Source organism: Nocardia amikacinitolerans NBRC 108937 (assembly GCF_001612615.1).
In the GTDB taxonomy this organism is placed as follows: domain Bacteria; phylum Actinomycetota; class Actinomycetes; order Mycobacteriales; family Mycobacteriaceae; genus Nocardia; species Nocardia amikacinitolerans.
On the sequence record NZ_BDAU01000013.1, the window covers coordinates 1 to 15,895 of the forward strand.

The window sequence follows — 15,895 nt, forward strand, 5'->3', positions numbered from 1 at the left end:
GGCAGCCCAGGTGGCGCCGGTGGGTGGTTCGGCGGCCGAGATCGCGTCGGTGGGTGGTTCGGCGGCCGAGATCGCGTCGGTGGCTGGCTCGGTGGCGGAGATCGCGCCGATGGACGGCTACCACCTGTCCAACGCGCGGCTCCGCGCGACGGGCGACCTGGCCCGCAAGGGCGAACCCGGCACCTTCGACGTCGCGGGTTTCGTCGCGAACCTGCGCCGTCTGCGCGAGACCCCACGCGGGACGCCGGTGCCGTGGCCGACGTTCGACCGGGAGCTCGACGAGCCGACGCCCGCTGGCGTGGTCTTCGCCGACCAGTTCGTCGCCATCACCGAGGGCAACTACCTACTGCTCGGCGCCGACGGCTGGTCCGCGGTCCGCCAGGAACTCGACGAGTGCTGGTACCTCGACGCCGACCGCGACGTGCTGGCACAGCGCCTGCTGGAACGGCACCTGCGCGGCGGGAAGTCTGCCGAAGCGGCCCGGATCAAGGTGATGGACAGCGACCTGCGCAACGCAGACCTCGTGCACGCGACACGCGAGCGCGCGGACCTCGTGCTGCGCGAGCGGGACGGGCATTACTTCGTCGTAAGTTGAGCGAGCTCGATCCGATCGCCCGGTCCGGCACCGATGCCGGTGTATCCGAAGCTCCGGCTGCCGCTACCGAACGGCTCGACGCCCGACGAGACGGAATCGACTCGCGTCCGGCGTCCCCTTCGGCAAAGTCCCGCGAATCGCCCGGCGTGGGTGCGGCGTCGACCATCCCACCGCGCCGATCATGGACCCATGACGGACTCGCGCCGGTTTTCGGGAGCCATCCACGTGCTGCGCAACGTCGCCGCGCTGGTGTGCGCGCTCCTGTTCTTCTACGGCGTCCCGATGGAGTGGGACCTGAGCGACGACTGGTCGGGCCAGTGGCTCGGCCTCGCTGCTTTCCTCGCCGGAGTCGGCGGGCTCATCTGGCTGGCCACCCGCCGGGTGCGTCGCTACCTGCGCGAGCCGCGCGCGACGGGCGGCCGCGTCGACGGTCTACTCCTGATGTTGTGCGTGGTCGTGATGTTCTTCGCGATCTATTACTACCGCCTCGCCGTCCAGTACCCCGGCGAGTTCGAGGGCTTGGTGACCCGCACCGACGCGCTCTACTACACCATCGTCACGCTGGGCACGGTCGGCTATGGCGATATCCACGCGATCGGTCAGACCGCGCGCATCGCGACGATGGTGCAAATCGTCTTCGACCTCGTGGTCATCGGCAGCCTGCTGGCCATCGTCAGCTCGGGAGTCACTCACCGGCTCGAGACAGCCGCGCGCCACGCCCAAGTCGCCGAGCCGGAGAAGGCCCCGCCGCGCGAGCACGGCACGGATGACACGCGAAATCCCCGGCCGCAGAACCCGACCGGGGATCGCTGAGCGCCCTCAGCGGTTGGCGCGATACCAGCGGATGAGCGCGTCGGTGGACGAATCATCTTGCGGCGCAGGATCTTCGGCGGCGGTGAGCAGCGGAGCGAGGGCCAAGGCCTGCTGCTTGCCGAGTTCGACACCCCACTGGTCGAAGCTGTCGATGCCCCAGATGCTGCCCTCGACGAAGACCTGGTGTTCGTAGAGCGCGATGAGCTGGCCGACCACCGAGGGCGTCAGCTGTGGTGCGAGGATGGTCGTGCTCGGGCGGTTGCCCGGCATCACCTTGTGCGGCACCACCTTCGGGTCGGCGCCCTCCGCGGCGATCTCCTCGGCGGTCTTGCCGAACGCGAGCACCTTGGTCTGGGCGAACAAGTTGCTCATCAGGATGTCGTGCATGCTGCCCCTGCCGTCGCGGGTCGCCAGATCGTCGGTGGGACGGGCGAATCCGATGAAGTCGGCGGGGATGAGGCGGGTGCCCTGGTGCAGCAGCTGATAGAAGGCGTGCTGGCCGTTGGTGCCCGGCTCGCCCCAGAAGATCTCGCCGGTGGACGTGGTGACCGGAGTGCCGTCGGCGTGCACCGACTTCCCGTTCGATTCCATGGTGAGCTGCTGCAAATAGGCCGGGAAACGCGCCAGATCGTTCGAATAGGGCAGCACCGCACGGGATTCCGCGCCGAAGAAATTCGAGTACCAGACGCCGAGCAGGCCGAGCAGCACCGGCGCGTTCGCCTCCAATGGCGCGTTCGCGAAATGCACGTCGACGGTGTGCATTCCGGCCAGGAATTCAGCGAAACGATCCTTGCCGATGGTGGCCATCACCGAAAGGCCGATCGCCGAATCCACCGAATAGCGGCCGCCGACCCAGTCCCAGAAGCCGAACATATTGGCGGTGTCGATGCCGAATTCGGCGACCCGCTCGGCATTGGTGGACACCGCGACGAAATGCTTGGCGACCGCGTCCTCGCCGAGCGCGGCCACCAGCCAGCGGCGCGCGGCGGTCGCGTTGGTCAGGGTCTCCAGCGTCGAAAAAGTCTTGGAAGCAACGATGAAAAGCGTGGTTGCCGGATCGAGGCCGGTGAGCTCGGCGACCAGGTCGGCGGGATCGACGTTGGAGACGAAGCGGGCGCCGATGCCCGCGTCGGCGTAGTGCCGCAGCGCTTGGTGCACCATCACCGGGCCCAGGTCCGAGCCGCCGATGCCGATGTTCACCACCGTCTCGATCCGCTCGCCGGTGGCGCCGCGCCACTCGCCCGAGCGCAGCGCGTCGGTGAATTCCCCCATCCGCCGCAGCACTTCGTGCACCTCGGCGCCCGCGTCGGCGCCGTCGATGGTCATCGACTCGCCCTCGGGCAGCCGCAGGGCGACGTGGCCGACGGCGCGGTCCTCGGAGGTGTTGATGTGCGCGCCCGCGAACATGGCGTCGCGTCGCTCGGCCACCCCCGCCTCGTGCGCCAATTCGACGAGTAGCTGCAAGGTTTCCCGGGTGACCCGGTGCTTGCTGAAGTCGATGTGCAGGTCGCCCACCTGGACGGTCAGCTCACGGCCGCGCTCGGGGTCGTCCGCGAAGATCTCTCGTAGGTGTCGCTCGGACACGGCGCCGTAGTGATCGTGCAGTTTCCGCCATGCCGCCGATGCGGTGATGTCGCTGCTCACGTCCGCCGAGGGTACTCACCGTGCCGCGCCGGCGCACGGCTGAGGCGGGCATTCCGGGTCGCGTCGGCGCCGCACGCCTGGTCGCCTCCGGCGCCCCGCGTGAATTCGCCGGTTCGAGTCCAGCACGGCCCGAGCGGACCGGGCTTACGCTGGCGACATGGTGTCCGAACGCGAACTACTCCAATCCGTACCGACGCAGCTGTGGATCGGCGGGCCCGTCGACGCCGAGGGCGGCGCCACCTTCCCGGTGCACAATCCCGCGAACGGGGAGGTATTGATCCAGGTCGCCGACGCGAGCCCAGCGGACGCGATGCGCGCGCTCGACGCCGCGGTCGCCGTGCAGGCCGAATGGGCGGCGACCCCGGCAAGGGAGCGCGGCGAGATCCTGCGCGCGGTGTTCGAGCAGATCACCGCGCGAGCCGAGGAATTCGCGCTGCTGATGACCCTGGAGATGGGCAAGGCGCTGCCGGAGAGCCGCAACGAGGTGCGCTACGGCGCCGAGTTCTTCCGGTGGTTCAGCGAGGAGGCGGTGCGGGTGCACGGGCGCTACCTGCACGCGCCGTCGGGCACCGGCCGGATCATGGTGCACAAGCAGCCGGTCGGTCCCTGTCTCGCCATCACACCGTGGAACTTCCCGCTGGCCATGGGCACCCGCAAGATCGGTCCCGCGTTGGCCGCGGGCTGCACCATGATCGTCAAGCCCGCCTCGGAGACGCCGCTGACGATGCTGCTGCTCGCGAAGCTGTGCCACGAGGCCGGACTGCCCGACGGAGTGCTCTCGGTCATCACCACCAGCCGTTCCAGCGCCGTGACCGGCCCGCTGCTGGAGGATCCGCGACTGCGCAAGCTCACCTTCACCGGGTCCACCGAGGTGGGCAAGAAGCTGGTGGAAAAGTCCGCGCACGGCCTGCTGCGCACCTCGATGGAACTCGGCGGCAACGCGCCCTTCGTGGTGTTCGACGACGCCGACATCGACGCGGCGGTGCAGGGCGCGATGCTGGCGAAACTGCGCAACGGCGGGGAAGCGTGCACCGCGGCCAACCGGTTCCACGTGCAGAACGGCGTGCTCGAGGAGTTCACCGCCAAATTCGCCGAGGCGATGACGAACTCGGTCACCATGGGGCCGGGCACCGATCCCGGGACGACCCTCGGGCCGCTGATCAACGAGGACCAGCTGACCACCGTCGGCGAGCTCGTCGACGACGCGGTCGCCGCGGGCGCGCGAGTTCGCCTCGGCGGCAAGGCTCCCGGCGGACCCGGCTGGTTCTACCCGGCCACCATTCTCAGCGACGTGCCGCCGCAGGCCAGGATTCTGCGCGAGGAGGTGTTCGGTCCGGTCGCGCCGATCGTCGGCTTCGAGACCGAGGACGAGGGCATCGCCGCCGCCAACGACACCGAATTCGGCTTGGTCGCCTACGTCTACACCAAAACGTTGGACCGCGCGCTGCGGGTGGCCGAGGGCTTGGAATCGGGCATGGTCGGCGTCAACCGTGGCGTCATCTCGGATCCGGCCGCGCCGTTCGGCGGCGTGAAGGCCTCCGGTTTCGGCCGCGAGGGCGGCACCGAGGGCATCGAGGAGTACCTGTCGACGAAGTACATCGCGCTGACCTAGAGATCTGGGAACGCGTGCCATGAAACGCGAGAACCGCCCCGGGGTTTCGACACCCGGGGCGGTTTTTGGATGCGGTGTCTCGCGATCACCGCAAGGTTCGCGTGCCGCTCGACGCGGCAGGAGAACGACGGCTCAGTGGCCGAGGCGGCCGCGCCCAAGGCGCAGTAGCAGCATGGCGAGGGTGTGCCCCTCCTGGCCGAGTTCGCTGAAGCGCTCGAGCACCTTCATCTCGCGGCTGTGCACCAGTCGCGGGCCACCGGAGGCCATCCGAGTCCGTCCGATCAGCCGGGAGATCTCACTGCGTCGCTTGATGGCGGCGAGGATCTCGGCATCGAGCTGGTCGATCTCCTTGCGGAGCTTGTCGATCTCCGCCTCGGACTGCGGCAGCGCCGCGTCGGACCCGGTGGTCGTGGCAGAAGTGCTCATCATTCATCTCCTCGTGTCAGAACGTGGATCGGCTACTGCGCGCGGCGCGTTACCGTCCGGTTCTTTCACCGTGAAACAGACCTGAGGGGCTTCATAGTCCCCCCAGAAGCGTGTGGTCGGCTACAAGGCTCCGCGAGACCGATATCCGGCGGGTAACCGAATCGGGTGCATCGCGGCAACGCTGACCATGGGGTCAGTCTGCCACGCGGCCGAACCGATGCAAAACGTCTGATTTTGTGAATCTGCTGAGAACGAGTCGCACAGATTTGCAGGGTCGCGCGCCGCGATGTGTTCACTGAATGTTAGCCGGTGATCGTCGCGCGGCCGGGACCGCACCCGGGGGCTTCGCCTGTGTCGGTGGCCGCCGGTAGCGTGGATGGGCAATGGATATCACGGTGGCTCCTCAGACGCAGGCCGGTCGGAACCGGCATCAGGACGTGAACCCCGCTCCGCAGCCCGAGGCCCACGCGGGCCGGGCGGCGGGGCCCTCCGGCGCGCCCGGAGTTGGGGAGTCGCCGCGGTCATCGGGGGAGCTATCCGCCTCGGCGGAGCAGGCTCCGCCGCTCTCTTTGGCGGAACAAGCCCCGCCGCTCTCTTTGGCGGAACAAGCACAGCGGCGCGCCGACGAGCAGGCGGAGCGACGCGCCGAGCGGGACAGGCAACGCGCCGAGGAAGCCGAGCGGCTGCTCGACGGGCTCAATCCGCAGCAGCGGGCCGCGGTCGTGCACACCGGTTCGCCGCTGCTCATCGTCGCGGGCGCGGGCTCGGGCAAGACGGCCGTGCTGACCCGCCGCATCGCCTATCTGCTCGCCGCTCGCGGCGTGACGCCGGGCCAGATCCTGGCGATCACCTTCACCAACAAGGCTGCCGCCGAAATGCGGGAGCGGGTGATCGGCCTGGTCGGGCCGCGCGCGAACAACATGTGGGTATCCACGTTCCATTCCAGTTGTGTGCGGATCCTGCGCATGCAGGCGGCGCTGCTGTCCGGCTTGAATTCCAATTTCTCGATCTACGACGCCGATGATTCCCGGCGGTTGCTGACGATGATCAGCCGCGACTTCGACATCGATACGAAGAAATACTCCGCGCGGCTCTTGGCGACCGCCATCTCGAATCTGAAGAACGAGTTGATCGGGCCGGAGCAGGCGACCGCGGACGCCGAATCAGACGACACCGAACTGCCCGGTCTGGTGGCCCGTGTCTACACCGAATACCAGCGGCGGCTGCGCGCGGCCAACGCGCTGGACTTCGACGACCTGATCGGCGAGACGGTCGCGCTGTTGCAGAACCACCCGCAGGTCGCGGAGTACTACCGTCGCCGCTTCCGGCACGTGCTCGTCGACGAGTACCAGGACACCAACCACGCGCAGTACGTGCTGGTGCGGGAACTGGTCGGCCATCACACCGGCGAGGCGGAGCCCGACGAGGACGCCGCGCCGCCGAGCGAACTGTGCGTCGTCGGCGACGCCGACCAATCCATCTACGCCTTCCGCGGCGCGACCATTCGCAACATCGAGGAATTCGAGCGCGATTTCCCGGACGCGGAGACCATTCTGCTGGAGCAGAACTACCGCTCCACCCAGCACATTCTGTCGGCGGCGAACGCGGTCATCTCGCGCAACGAGAACCGGCGCGACAAGCGACTGTGGACCGACTCCGGCGAGGGCGACCTGATCGTCGGCTACGTGGCCGACAACGAGCACGACGAGGCCTCGTTCGTCGCACGGGAAATCGACCGGCTGGTCGACCAGGGCGACGCCAACTACAGCGATGTCGCGGTGTTCTACCGCACCAACAACAACTCCCGTGCGCTGGAAGAGATCTTCATCCGGATGGGTCTGCCGTACAAGGTGGTCGGCGGCGTCCGGTTCTACGAGCGCAAGGAAGTTCGCGACATCGTCGCCTACCTGCGCGTGCTGGAGAACCCCGACGACGCGGTGAGCTTGCGCCGCATCCTGAACACCCCGCGCCGCGGCATCGGCGACCGCGCCGAGGCGTGCGTCGCGGTGCACGCCGAACAGCGCGACATCGGTTTCGCCGCGGCACTGCGCGATGCCGCCGACGGCAAGGTCGCGCTGCTGAACACCCGCGCGCAGCGGGCGATCGCCGGGTTCCTCGATTTGCTAGAGGAGATCAGGGCGGCCGGTGTCCAGGCCGACGCGGACTTCCCGGACGTGGGCAATGTGGTGGAGGCGGTGCTCGATCGCACCGGGTACCGCGCCGAGCTGGAAGCGTCCGACGACCCGCAGGATGGCGCGCGGCTGGACAACCTGAACGAGTTGGTCAGCGTGGCGCGCGAGTTCAGCTCCGAGGCGTACAACAACGCGGTCGCGGCCCGCGAGGAGGGCATCGTGCCCGAACTCGGCGAGGGCGAACCGGATCCGGGCTCGCTCGCGGCGTTCTTGGAGCGCGTCTCGCTGGTCGCCGATACCGACCAGATCCCGGACGAAGGGTCCGGCGTCGTCACGATGATGACGCTGCACACGGCCAAGGGCCTGGAGTTCCCGGTGGTCTTCGTGACCGGCTGGGAGGACGGGCAGTTCCCGCACATGCGCGCGCTCGGCGATCCCACCGAACTCGCCGAGGAACGCCGCCTCGCGTACGTCGGCATCACCCGAGCCCGGCAACGGCTCTACCTGACCCGCGCGGTGGTCCGCTCCGGCTGGGGTCAGCCGGTGTCCAACCCGGAGTCGCGCTTCCTCCAGGAGATTCCGGGCCACCTCATGGACTGGCGGCGACTTGAACCGTCCCCCGCCTCCCGCGGCATCCGCAGGCGCGGCGACGACGACGGACTGGAACGCGATTGGACCCGCGGCGACGGCTGGTCCGAGCGACCTGGCGTGCGACCCGACCGCGGCCCGCGCCGCCCGGCGCCCGGCGGAGCGACCCGCAACAACACCAATCTGGTGCTGGCGGTCGGAGACCGGGTCAGCGACGACAAGTACGGCTTGGGCCGAGTGATCGCCGCGGAAGGCTTCGGCCCGCTGGCCACGGTGACGATCGACTTCGGTACGGCGGGCAAGATCCGGTTGATCCCGCAGTACAGCCGGACGCTGGTGAAGCTCTGAGCGTGCCGGTGCCGGTCTGCCACGCTGGTCCGCGGAGGTAGGCGGGTAGCGCTGTGGGCGCTGTTCGTCGATGATTGCGGCGGGGCCAAGGGGTGGTCGCCTGGCGCTGTCCGTCGATTGCTGTGCCGGGCCCATGCGGAGGTCGGTGGGAGCTGCGGGACTGAGTCTGTCGATGGCGGCGCGCGGGCCGAGCCGGGGTGACGTGGGCGGGCGGCCGCGTGTCGGTGAAGTCTGGTGGTGTTGGCTCGCGGAGCTGATCCGGTGGCCTCGCGGAGCTGATCCGGTGGCGAGGCAGGCGGCTGGGGCACAGTCTGTCGATGGCGGCGCGCGTGCGGCGAACCAAAGGCCGCGGTGAGTGTCGGCCAGAGTCTCATGGCGGCTACGGGCATGGCCGAAGTGACATTCGGAGGTACCTTTTGCCCCTGCCGACCTCGCGGCGAACCCGGTAGCGTCCGGCGGATGGAGACCGTCGCGCAACATCTGGTGTGGTTCCTGCCCATGCTGTGGCTCGGCATGGTGCTGGCCATCTCGTTCCTCGAAGCGCCACTGAAGTTCCGTGCGCCGGGGGTGACCCTGCCGCTGGGGTTGGGTATCGGGCGGATCGTGTTCCGCGCGTTGAACATCGCGGAGGCGGTGCTCGCGGTGGTGCTGGTGGTGAGCGCGGCGGTGCTCGGGCGGGGCGCGGGGACGTGGGTGTGGTTGGGAATCGCGGTCGGGGTTCTGGCCGTGCAGATTCTGGTGGTTCGGCCGCCTTTGACTCGCAGATCCGATCGAGTGCTCGCGGGGGAGGAGTTGCCGCGATCGCATGCGCATTACTGGTACATCGGGCTGGAGGTCGTGAAGGTGGTCGCGTTGGTGGGCTTGGCGGTGGTCGCAGCGCCGTAGGTCGTCGTTGCGTGTCCAGGGGGCTTCCACCATTTGGCTACAGTCGATAGAGAAATGGATTCGACGGTAGTCGAATGGTGGTTAGTTGATCTTGGTTAGCCGCCATTTGACTACCGTCGATTTTGGGTAAGTCAGTGCGGCAGCAGGGATTTGAGCGCGTCGTCCAAGCGGGGGTAGCGGAATTGAAAGCCGGCCGGTTTCAATACAGCTGATGTGGCGTGCCTGCCCGTCAAGCCCAATGCCGCATCCGATCGCAACAGCACAGCGCCGAGCTTCAGTACCAACTCCGGTGTCGGCGGCGCGGGAGGGCGATGCAGGTGGCGTCGAAGCGATGCCATCAACTCTCGGTTTCGCACCGGAGAATCGGTGGCCGCCACCAGGATTCCGTCCGGCAGGGTGAACGAGGGGTCCAGTCCGAGCGCGGCGCGGACGATGGCCAGCCAGTCCTCGATGTGAATCCAGCTGAACCACTGGTCGCCCGATCCGACTCGGCCTCCGAGGCCCGCCTTGGTCAACTGGCAGAGCCGCCGTAGCGCGGGGGCGTCCGGGTCGAGCACGATGGACGTGCGGAGGATGGTGTGGTGCGTGGTGTTCGCACCGGCGAACGCGCGCTCCCACGGTTCCGCCACCCCGGTCATCTGCGGCAGGCCGATCGGCAGCGGAGTCGTTTCGTCGCAACGGATTTCGCCCGCGTCCGACCAGATCGCGGTGGTGCTCGCCTGTACCCAGTAATCGACCGGCGCGGGCAACGCGGCGGCTGCTGCCACCAATGCGCTGGTGGGATCGACTCGGCTGCTGCGCAATTCGGCGATATTGCGTTCGGTGGGTCGGCAGTCCACCAGCTTGCCCGCCAGGTTGACGATCGCGGTCGGCCCCGGATTACGCAGTGCCGCAACCCATTCCCCGACCGACTTGCCGTCCCACTCGACCTGGTCGAACGGCAGCGTGGGATCGCGGCGGCGGGTCAGAATGGTGACCCGTTGGCCGCGGCAGGCGAGGTCGGCCGCGAGCTGCCTGCCGAGCGCGCCGGTGCCGCCCGCGATCACCACCGTCAGCGCGTCGGGTTCGGGGCGAGACCGGCCAGCCGGGCCAGCCGTGCGAAGCAGACGCGGAGGTCGGCCTCCAGCAGACGGGCGACAACGGTCCGCGCCGCGGCGGCGGATGGTCCGGAGAAGGACAGTTCCTGGGTGAGGTTCGTACCACCGTCGACAGGAGTCAGCCGCCAGGTCAACCGCATCCGCCCCGCCGGTTCCGGCTGCTCGATGGTCAGTTCGCGACCGGGACGCAGCGCGGTGATCGAGAACGGCGGCGCTGTGCGACCGTGCAGCGCTCCGACGAAACGTCCGCGCGGCACGTAGTCACCGGCCACCCCGACATCGACGGGACCGTGCAGTCGCACCGAGGCGACGGCCGGGTGCCATTCGGGCCAGCGCGCGGGATCACCGACCACCTGCCACACGAGTTCCGGTGGTAGCGCCAGGAATTGGGTGTACGTCGTTGTACGAGCCATGATCCGACGCTAGAACGCGGACAACGGCACGGGAAGCGTGCCGTTGGTCACCCGTCAGTCGCGCCGGGGGCCGAGGCCGATGCCGCGGGTCGCCAGCCAGGGCAGCGGGTCGACCTTGTCGACGCCGTTGAGCCAGACTTCGAAGTGCACGTGCGGCCCGGTGGAGAAGCCGCGGTTGCCCATGGTGGCGATCTGGTCGCCCGCCATCACGCGCTCACCCTGCGAGACCGTCGCGGTGTCGATGTGGCCGTAGATGGTGACGGTGCCGTCGTCGTGCAGCAGCCGCACCCACATGCCGAAGCCCGCGGCCGGGCCCGCCTCGATGACGGTGCCGTCGGCGACCGCGTAAATGGGGGTGCCGATCGGGCCCGCGACGTCGATGCCGAGGTGCTGGACGCCCCAGCGGGCGCCGAAACCGGAAGTGAAGTTGCCCGCGGCGAAGCGCGCGAACAGCGGGCGCAGCTTCGCGGCCTCCGCGGCGGCGAGATCCTCCGCGTACTTGCGGCCCTTCTCCAGGATGTCGTTGAACTGACCGAGATTCGCCGGGGTGGAGACGTTCAGCACCTGCGGCGAGTCGGGGGAGGAGTTCGGGTCGGCCATGCTGACCGACTGGGCGGCGATCTCGTGGATCTGTCCCGCGGCCTCGTAGTCGATGGTGTGCGACGGCTGCTCGGGCGAGGCCATCGCGGCCTGTCCCGCGGCGACGACGGCGCCCGCCGCCACGGCGACGACCGCGGCGCGACCCTTGAGCGCGGTGGGCGGCGCGGGCATCCGGTGCGCGCCACCGCGTCTGCTCGGATCTCTGGCCGGGATGACGGTCGGCGTAGCGGAGCCTTCGGCCGGCTCCTCCTCTGCGCCCCAAGCGTTTTCGGAAGACCAGCTGTTCTCGGAGGACCAGGACTGCTCGGCCGACCAGTCGTCCTCGGAAGCCTCGGTCCAGGCGTCACCGCCCTCGGTCCATCCGTTGTTCGCTTCGGCGCCCCAGGAGTTGTCGCCCTGCTGTGCCCAATTCTCGCCCTGCTGTGTCCAGCCGGCTCCGGGCTGCGCGGTCCACGCGCTGTCGGCGGTCCATCCGTTGTCGGCCTGCGGCGTCCAGGCCTCGTCCGCGTCCGGCGACCAGGAGTCGTTGGCGGCCCACGCGCCGCCGTCGGACCACGAATCCTGCTCGGCCCATTCGGTATTCGCGGACCACGCGGACGTGTTCACGTCGTGGTGCGCACCTTCGGCGGCGTAACCGGACGCACCCGCGGCGCCGGCGTATCCGGTCGCGCCCGCGGCGCTGGCATAGCGGCTGTTGGACGACGGAAAGCCGCGTCGGTCGTGATCGCCGTGGGCGAAGGGTTCGTCGTCGTCGCGATAACGATGTCCCGAGCGAGAGCGATTGCCGGGAGCGAGGGTGGAGCGATGATTCATCGGCGGTGCCACATCGTGGAGCGGGAGATGGTCACGGTGCCGAGAGACCGGCAGGAGGTCGACGTCGAAGGCTGGTCCGCGGAGCGGCTCACCACCCGCGAAGCACTGTGCTGCATCAAGGCTTGCCGTCCTCCTGGATCCTTGGAACAACGGGGTCGTGACCTAGTTGTGACTTCGACCGCAATAACGGTAACGAAACGATTGCGGGGTCCGCAAGCGTTGCGGACGATCTGTCCAAACATGTGAGATTGATCACCGTAACAGCACGGAATAACTCACTATTTCCGGGGCACTCGAGTGAGGTTGAACGACGACGATTTGTAGTAGATCGCCGTCCGTTCCCGGTGGGAGCGGCTCTACCTGGCAAACCCCCAACAAACTACTCGCCAGTAGCCTTGGCCAGCGGTTTTCCCGGCCGAGCGCGACGCCCGTGACCTGCGCCACTTAGGATGAACGTGGCCGATTGGCCCTCCATGTGACTGGTTAGAGTCCGACCCGACCCGCTTCCGACGTCGGGCCGCCAACAAAGACGTTGTCATCACAACGCAGACGAGACGGTGAGTACATGGATCTCTTCGAATATCAGGCGAAGGAGCTCTTCGTTAAGCACGGAGTGCCTTCGTCCGAGGGCCGCGTCACGGACACGGCCGAGGACGCCCGCGCCATCGCGGAGGAAATCGGCAAGCCGGTGATGATCAAGGCCCAGGTCAAGGCCGGTGGCCGCGGTAAGGCGGGTGGCGTCAAGTACGCCGCCACCCCGGAGGACGCGTTCACGCACGCGCAGAACATCATCGGCCTGGACATCAAGGGCCACATCACCAAGAAGATCCTGGTCGCCGAGGCCAAGGACATCGCGGAGGAGTACTACATCTCCTTCCTGCTCGACCGCTCCAACCGGACCTACCTGGCCATGTGCTCGGTCGAAGGCGGCATGGAGATCGAAGAGGTCGCCGCGACCAAGCCCGAGCGCCTCGCCAAGGTCCCCGTCGACGCCGTCAAGGGTGTCGACCTCGCGTTCGCGCGTTCGATCGCCGAGCAGGGCCACCTGCCCGCCGACGTGCTGGACGCCGCGGCGGTGACCATTCAGAAGCTTTGGGAGGTGTTCATCAAGGAGGACGCCACCCTGGTCGAGGTCAACCCGCTGGTGCGCACCCCGCAGGACGAGATCCTCGCCCTGGACGGCAAGGTCACCCTGGACGAGAACGCCGAGTTCCGTCAGCCAGGCCACGAGGCGTTCGCGGACAAGGACGCGACCGACCCGCTGGAGCTGAAGGCCAAGGAGAACGACCTCAACTACGTCAAGCTCGACGGTGAGGTCGGCATCATCGGCAACGGCGCTGGTCTTGTCATGTCGACCCTCGACGTCGTCGCCTACGCGGGCGAGAACCACAGCGGCGTCAAGCCCGCCAACTTCCTCGACATCGGTGGCGGCGCCTCGGCCGAGGTGATGGCGGCCGGGCTCGACGTCATCCTGGGCGACGCGCAGGTGAAGAGCGTGTTCGTAAACGTCTTCGGCGGCATCACCGCCTGTGACGCGGTCGCGAACGGCATCGTGAAAGCGCTGGAGATCCTCGGTTCCGAGGCGAACAAGCCGCTGGTCGTGCGTCTGGACGGCAACAAGGTCGAGGAGGGCCGCAAGATCCTCGTCGACGCCGCGCACCCGCTGATCACGCTGGCGCAGACAATGGACGAAGGCGCCGACAAGGCCGCCGAACTGGCAGCGGCCAAGTAAGGAAACCGGAAATGTCTATCTTCCTGAACAAGGACTCGAAGGTCATCGTCCAGGGCATCACCGGCGGCGAGGGCACCAAGCACACCGCACTGATGCTCAAGGCGGGCACCCAGGTCGTCGGCGGTGTGAACGCGCGCAAGGCGGGCACCACCGTCGCGCACACCGACAAGGACGGCAACCCGGTCGAGCTGCCGGTGTTCGGCACCGTCGCGGAGGCCATGAAGGCGACCGGCGCGGACGTCTCCATCGCGTTCGTCCCGCCGAAGTTCTCCAAGGACGCCATCATCGAGGCCATCGACGCGGAGATCCCGCTGCTCGTGGTCATCACCGAGGGCATCCCGGTGCAGGACACCGCCTATGCGTGGGCCTACAACGTGGAGAAGGGCAACAAGACCCGGATCATCGGCCCGAACTGCCCCGGCATCATCACCCCCGGTGAGTCGCTGGTCGGCATCACCCCGGCCAACATCACCGGCAAGGGCCCGGTCGGCCTGGTCTCCAAGTCCGGCACCCTGACCTACCAGATGATGTACGAGCTGCGCGATTTCGGCTTCTCGACCGCCATCGGCATCGGCGGCGACCCGGTCATCGGCACCACCCACATCGACGCCATCGAGGCGTTCGAGAAGGACCCGGAGACCAAGCTGATCGTCATGATCGGTGAGATCGGCGGCGACGCCGAGGAGCGGGCCGCGGCCTACATCAAGGCCAACGTCACCAAGCCGGTGGTCGGCTACGTCGCGGGCTTCACCGCCCCCGAGGGCAAGACCATGGGCCACGCGGGCGCGATCGTCTCCGGCTCGGCGGGCACCGCCCAGGCGAAGAAGGACGCGCTCGAGGCCGCGGGCGTGAAGGTCGGCAAGACCCCGTCCGAGACCGCCGCCCTGGCGCGCGAGATCCTCGAGAAGGCCAGCATCAGCGCCTGATTCGGATCGAAATCGTTACGAGGGCCGCCTTTCCCGAGGAAGGCGGCCCTCGTCGTCTGTTCGTTCGGTCGTCCGCCCAGTTGTTCTAAGGGTGACCCGAACGGGCGAGTGCAGTAGCGTCAAGAGAGATCCAGCCGAACAACGACTCGACGTAGGAGACGACGACATGTCATACCCGACCGGGGGCTCCGGGTACAACACACCCGCGACGCCCTCCGCACCATCCAGCCTCGGCCAGACCACTGGTGGTGCCAGCACAGGTGCGAGCGCTTCCGGTTCCGATGCCAAGGGGCTGCCGTTCTTCCTGGTGGTCGGTGTCGCCGCGCTCGGCGTGATCAACTTCCTGCTCGGATTCCTGCCGTTCTCGGTCGAGGAGATCGAGCGTTCCGGCGCCACCATCACCGGCGACAGCTACAGCGGTTTCACGCTGTTCGGCGCGCCGGGCGCCCTCGGACTGCTGCTGCTCGGCGGTCTGCTCGCCGGATTCTCGTTGCTGCCCAAGCAGAATTGGAAGGGCGCTGCCGCCGCCGCCTCGGCCGCGGGCTTCCTCGCCCTGCTGTTCCAGACCATCTCGCTACCGGACCAGCTCTCCGCCGAGTTCGGCGCGTGGGTGCTGATCTTCCTCGCGCTGGTGCAGACCGGCGTCGCGGTCGCCGCGGTGCTTTTCGAGGCGGGCATCATCAAGGCGCCCGCGCCCAAGCCCGCGTCCGCGCAGGGCGCGCAGGGTGGTTTCGGCGGCCAGGCCCAGGGCGGCTACGGCCAGCAGCAGTTCGGTCAGTACGGCCAGCAGAGCCAGCCGAGCCAGCCTGTCTACGGTCAGCAGCCGGGCCAGACCTACGGCCAGGCGGGCTACGGCACCGGTCCGCAGTACCAGTCGCAGCAGCAGCCGTACGGCCAGAGCCAGCCGAGCCAGCCGACCTACGGTCAGCAGCAGCCTGGCCAGTCCTACGGCCAGCAGTCCTACGGTCAGCAGCCGGGTTACGGTGCGCCGCAGCAGGGTTCGCCGTACGGCGCCGCGCCCGCGCAGCAGCAGCAGCCGCGTCCGGACGAGAGCGCGACGCAGCACTTCGGCGGCGGCGCGCAGCCCGGCCAGCAGCAGTACGGTGCGCCCGGCTACGGCCAGGCCCAGCCGAGTCAGCCGTTCGGCGGCGAGAAGCAGTCCGACCCGGCGAGTGACGCAACCCAGGCGTTCCGTCCGTCGGACGACAACAACAAGTAAGAGACGCAGGTACCGCGAGCACCTACCCGGACCGGGTGGGTGCTCGCGGCGC

General features: G+C 68.3%; 13 protein-coding genes. 8 read left to right on the forward strand and 5 right to left on the reverse strand.

Annotation, left to right across the window (positions count from 1 at the left end):
• A partial coding sequence (locus NAM01S_RS12725) for a nucleoside/nucleotide kinase family protein (protein ID WP_255284306.1) occupies positions 1-595 on the forward strand: 595 nt, incomplete at its 5' end.
• A 189-nt stretch (positions 596-784) separates the two neighbouring features.
• Positions 785-1,408, forward strand: coding sequence for a potassium channel family protein (locus NAM01S_RS12730; protein ID WP_067784238.1), 624 nt, complete (start codon positions 785-787; stop codon positions 1,406-1,408).
• Between the two features lie 6 nt (positions 1,409-1,414).
• Here NAM01S_RS12730 and pgi read toward each other — a convergent pair whose 3' ends face one another.
• Positions 1,415-3,052, reverse strand: a complete 1,638-nt coding sequence (pgi, locus tag NAM01S_RS12735; protein ID WP_067784240.1) for a glucose-6-phosphate isomerase — start codon at positions 3,050-3,052, stop codon at positions 1,415-1,417.
• Between the two features lie 157 nt (positions 3,053-3,209).
• Here pgi and NAM01S_RS12740 point away from each other — a divergent pair, with 157 nt between their 5' ends.
• Positions 3,210-4,664 carry an NAD-dependent succinate-semialdehyde dehydrogenase gene (locus tag NAM01S_RS12740; protein ID WP_067784242.1) on the forward strand — a complete coding sequence of 485 codons (1,455 nt, stop codon included), beginning with the start codon at positions 3,210-3,212 and terminating at the stop codon, positions 4,662-4,664.
• Between the two features lie 132 nt (positions 4,665-4,796).
• Here NAM01S_RS12740 and NAM01S_RS12745 read toward each other — a convergent pair whose 3' ends face one another.
• On the reverse strand, positions 4,797-5,090 hold the full coding sequence (locus NAM01S_RS12745; RefSeq protein ID WP_084482917.1) for a chorismate mutase: 294 nt from the start codon (positions 5,088-5,090) through the stop codon (positions 4,797-4,799).
• Between the two features lie 383 nt (positions 5,091-5,473).
• Between NAM01S_RS12745 and pcrA the strand changes: the two genes are divergently transcribed.
• Together pcrA and NAM01S_RS12755 are read left to right on the forward strand one after the other, a co-directional pair.
• Positions 5,474-8,158 (forward strand): DNA helicase PcrA, encoded by a 2,685-nt coding sequence (gene pcrA / locus NAM01S_RS12750; protein ID WP_174554799.1) that lies wholly within the window; start codon positions 5,474-5,476, stop codon positions 8,156-8,158.
• A gap of 459 nt (positions 8,159-8,617) precedes the next feature.
• Positions 8,618-9,043 (forward strand): hypothetical protein, encoded by a 426-nt coding sequence (locus tag NAM01S_RS12755; protein WP_067784246.1) that lies wholly within the window; start codon positions 8,618-8,620, stop codon positions 9,041-9,043.
• 131 nt (positions 9,044-9,174) lie between these two features.
• On the opposite strand, the gene NAM01S_RS12760 is transcribed toward NAM01S_RS12755, so the two are convergent.
• Genes NAM01S_RS12760 through NAM01S_RS37290 form a run of 3 tightly spaced genes read right to left on the reverse strand, consistent with a single transcriptional unit; the run spans position 9,175 to position 11,966 of the window.
• Positions 9,175-10,092 carry an epimerase gene (locus tag NAM01S_RS12760; protein ID WP_253798440.1) on the reverse strand — a complete coding sequence of 306 codons (918 nt, stop codon included), beginning with the start codon at positions 10,090-10,092 and terminating at the stop codon, positions 9,175-9,177.
• A gap of 2 nt (positions 10,093-10,094) precedes the next feature.
• On the reverse strand, positions 10,095-10,553 hold the full coding sequence (locus NAM01S_RS36550; RefSeq protein ID WP_253798437.1) for an SRPBCC family protein: 459 nt from the start codon (positions 10,551-10,553) through the stop codon (positions 10,095-10,097).
• Positions 10,554-10,607: 54 nt separating this feature from the next.
• Positions 10,608-11,966: a M23 family metallopeptidase gene (locus NAM01S_RS37290; RefSeq protein ID WP_084482897.1), complete on the reverse strand. Its 1,359-nt coding sequence runs from the start codon at positions 11,964-11,966 to the stop codon at positions 10,608-10,610.
• Between the two features lie 565 nt (positions 11,967-12,531).
• On the opposite strand from NAM01S_RS37290, the gene sucC reads away from it, so the two are divergent.
• From sucC to NAM01S_RS12785, 3 genes are all read left to right on the forward strand, one after another.
• The gene (gene sucC, locus NAM01S_RS12775) at positions 12,532-13,698 is read left to right on the forward strand and encodes an ADP-forming succinate--CoA ligase subunit beta (protein WP_067784252.1); all 1,167 of its coding nucleotides are present in this window, start codon (positions 12,532-12,534) and stop codon (positions 13,696-13,698) included.
• A gap of 11 nt (positions 13,699-13,709) precedes the next feature.
• Positions 13,710-14,624 (forward strand): succinate--CoA ligase subunit alpha, encoded by a 915-nt coding sequence (sucD, locus tag NAM01S_RS12780; protein ID WP_067784254.1) that lies wholly within the window; start codon positions 13,710-13,712, stop codon positions 14,622-14,624.
• A gap of 166 nt (positions 14,625-14,790) precedes the next feature.
• On the forward strand, positions 14,791-15,843 hold the full coding sequence (locus tag NAM01S_RS12785; RefSeq protein ID WP_067784256.1) for a DUF5336 domain-containing protein: 1,053 nt from the start codon (positions 14,791-14,793) through the stop codon (positions 15,841-15,843).
• Positions 15,844-15,895 lie beyond the last annotated feature (52 nt).

What these genes read in the sequence shown, in the direction of transcription:
- NAM01S_RS37290 (WP_084482897.1), bottom strand. Translation starts at nt 11,966, where the DNA reads ATGAATCATCGCTCCACCCTCGCTCCCGGCAATCGCTCTCGCTCGGGA.
- NAM01S_RS12785 (WP_067784256.1), top strand. Translation starts at nt 14,791, where the DNA reads ATGTCATACCCGACCGGGGGCTCCGGGTACAACACACCCGCGACGCCC.
- NAM01S_RS12740 (WP_067784242.1), top strand. Translation starts at nt 3,210, where the DNA reads ATGGTGTCCGAACGCGAACTACTCCAATCCGTACCGACGCAGCTGTGG.
- pcrA (WP_174554799.1), top strand. Translation starts at nt 5,474, where the DNA reads ATGGATATCACGGTGGCTCCTCAGACGCAGGCCGGTCGGAACCGGCAT.
- NAM01S_RS12730 (WP_067784238.1), top strand. Translation starts at nt 785, where the DNA reads ATGACGGACTCGCGCCGGTTTTCGGGAGCCATCCACGTGCTGCGCAAC.
- sucC (WP_067784252.1), top strand. Translation starts at nt 12,532, where the DNA reads ATGGATCTCTTCGAATATCAGGCGAAGGAGCTCTTCGTTAAGCACGGA.
- NAM01S_RS12745 (WP_084482917.1), bottom strand. Translation starts at nt 5,090, where the DNA reads ATGAGCACTTCTGCCACGACCACCGGGTCCGACGCGGCGCTGCCGCAG.
- NAM01S_RS12755 (WP_067784246.1), top strand. Translation starts at nt 8,618, where the DNA reads ATGGAGACCGTCGCGCAACATCTGGTGTGGTTCCTGCCCATGCTGTGG.
- NAM01S_RS36550 (WP_253798437.1), bottom strand. Translation starts at nt 10,553, where the DNA reads ATGGCTCGTACAACGACGTACACCCAATTCCTGGCGCTACCACCGGAA.
- sucD (WP_067784254.1), top strand. Translation starts at nt 13,710, where the DNA reads ATGTCTATCTTCCTGAACAAGGACTCGAAGGTCATCGTCCAGGGCATC.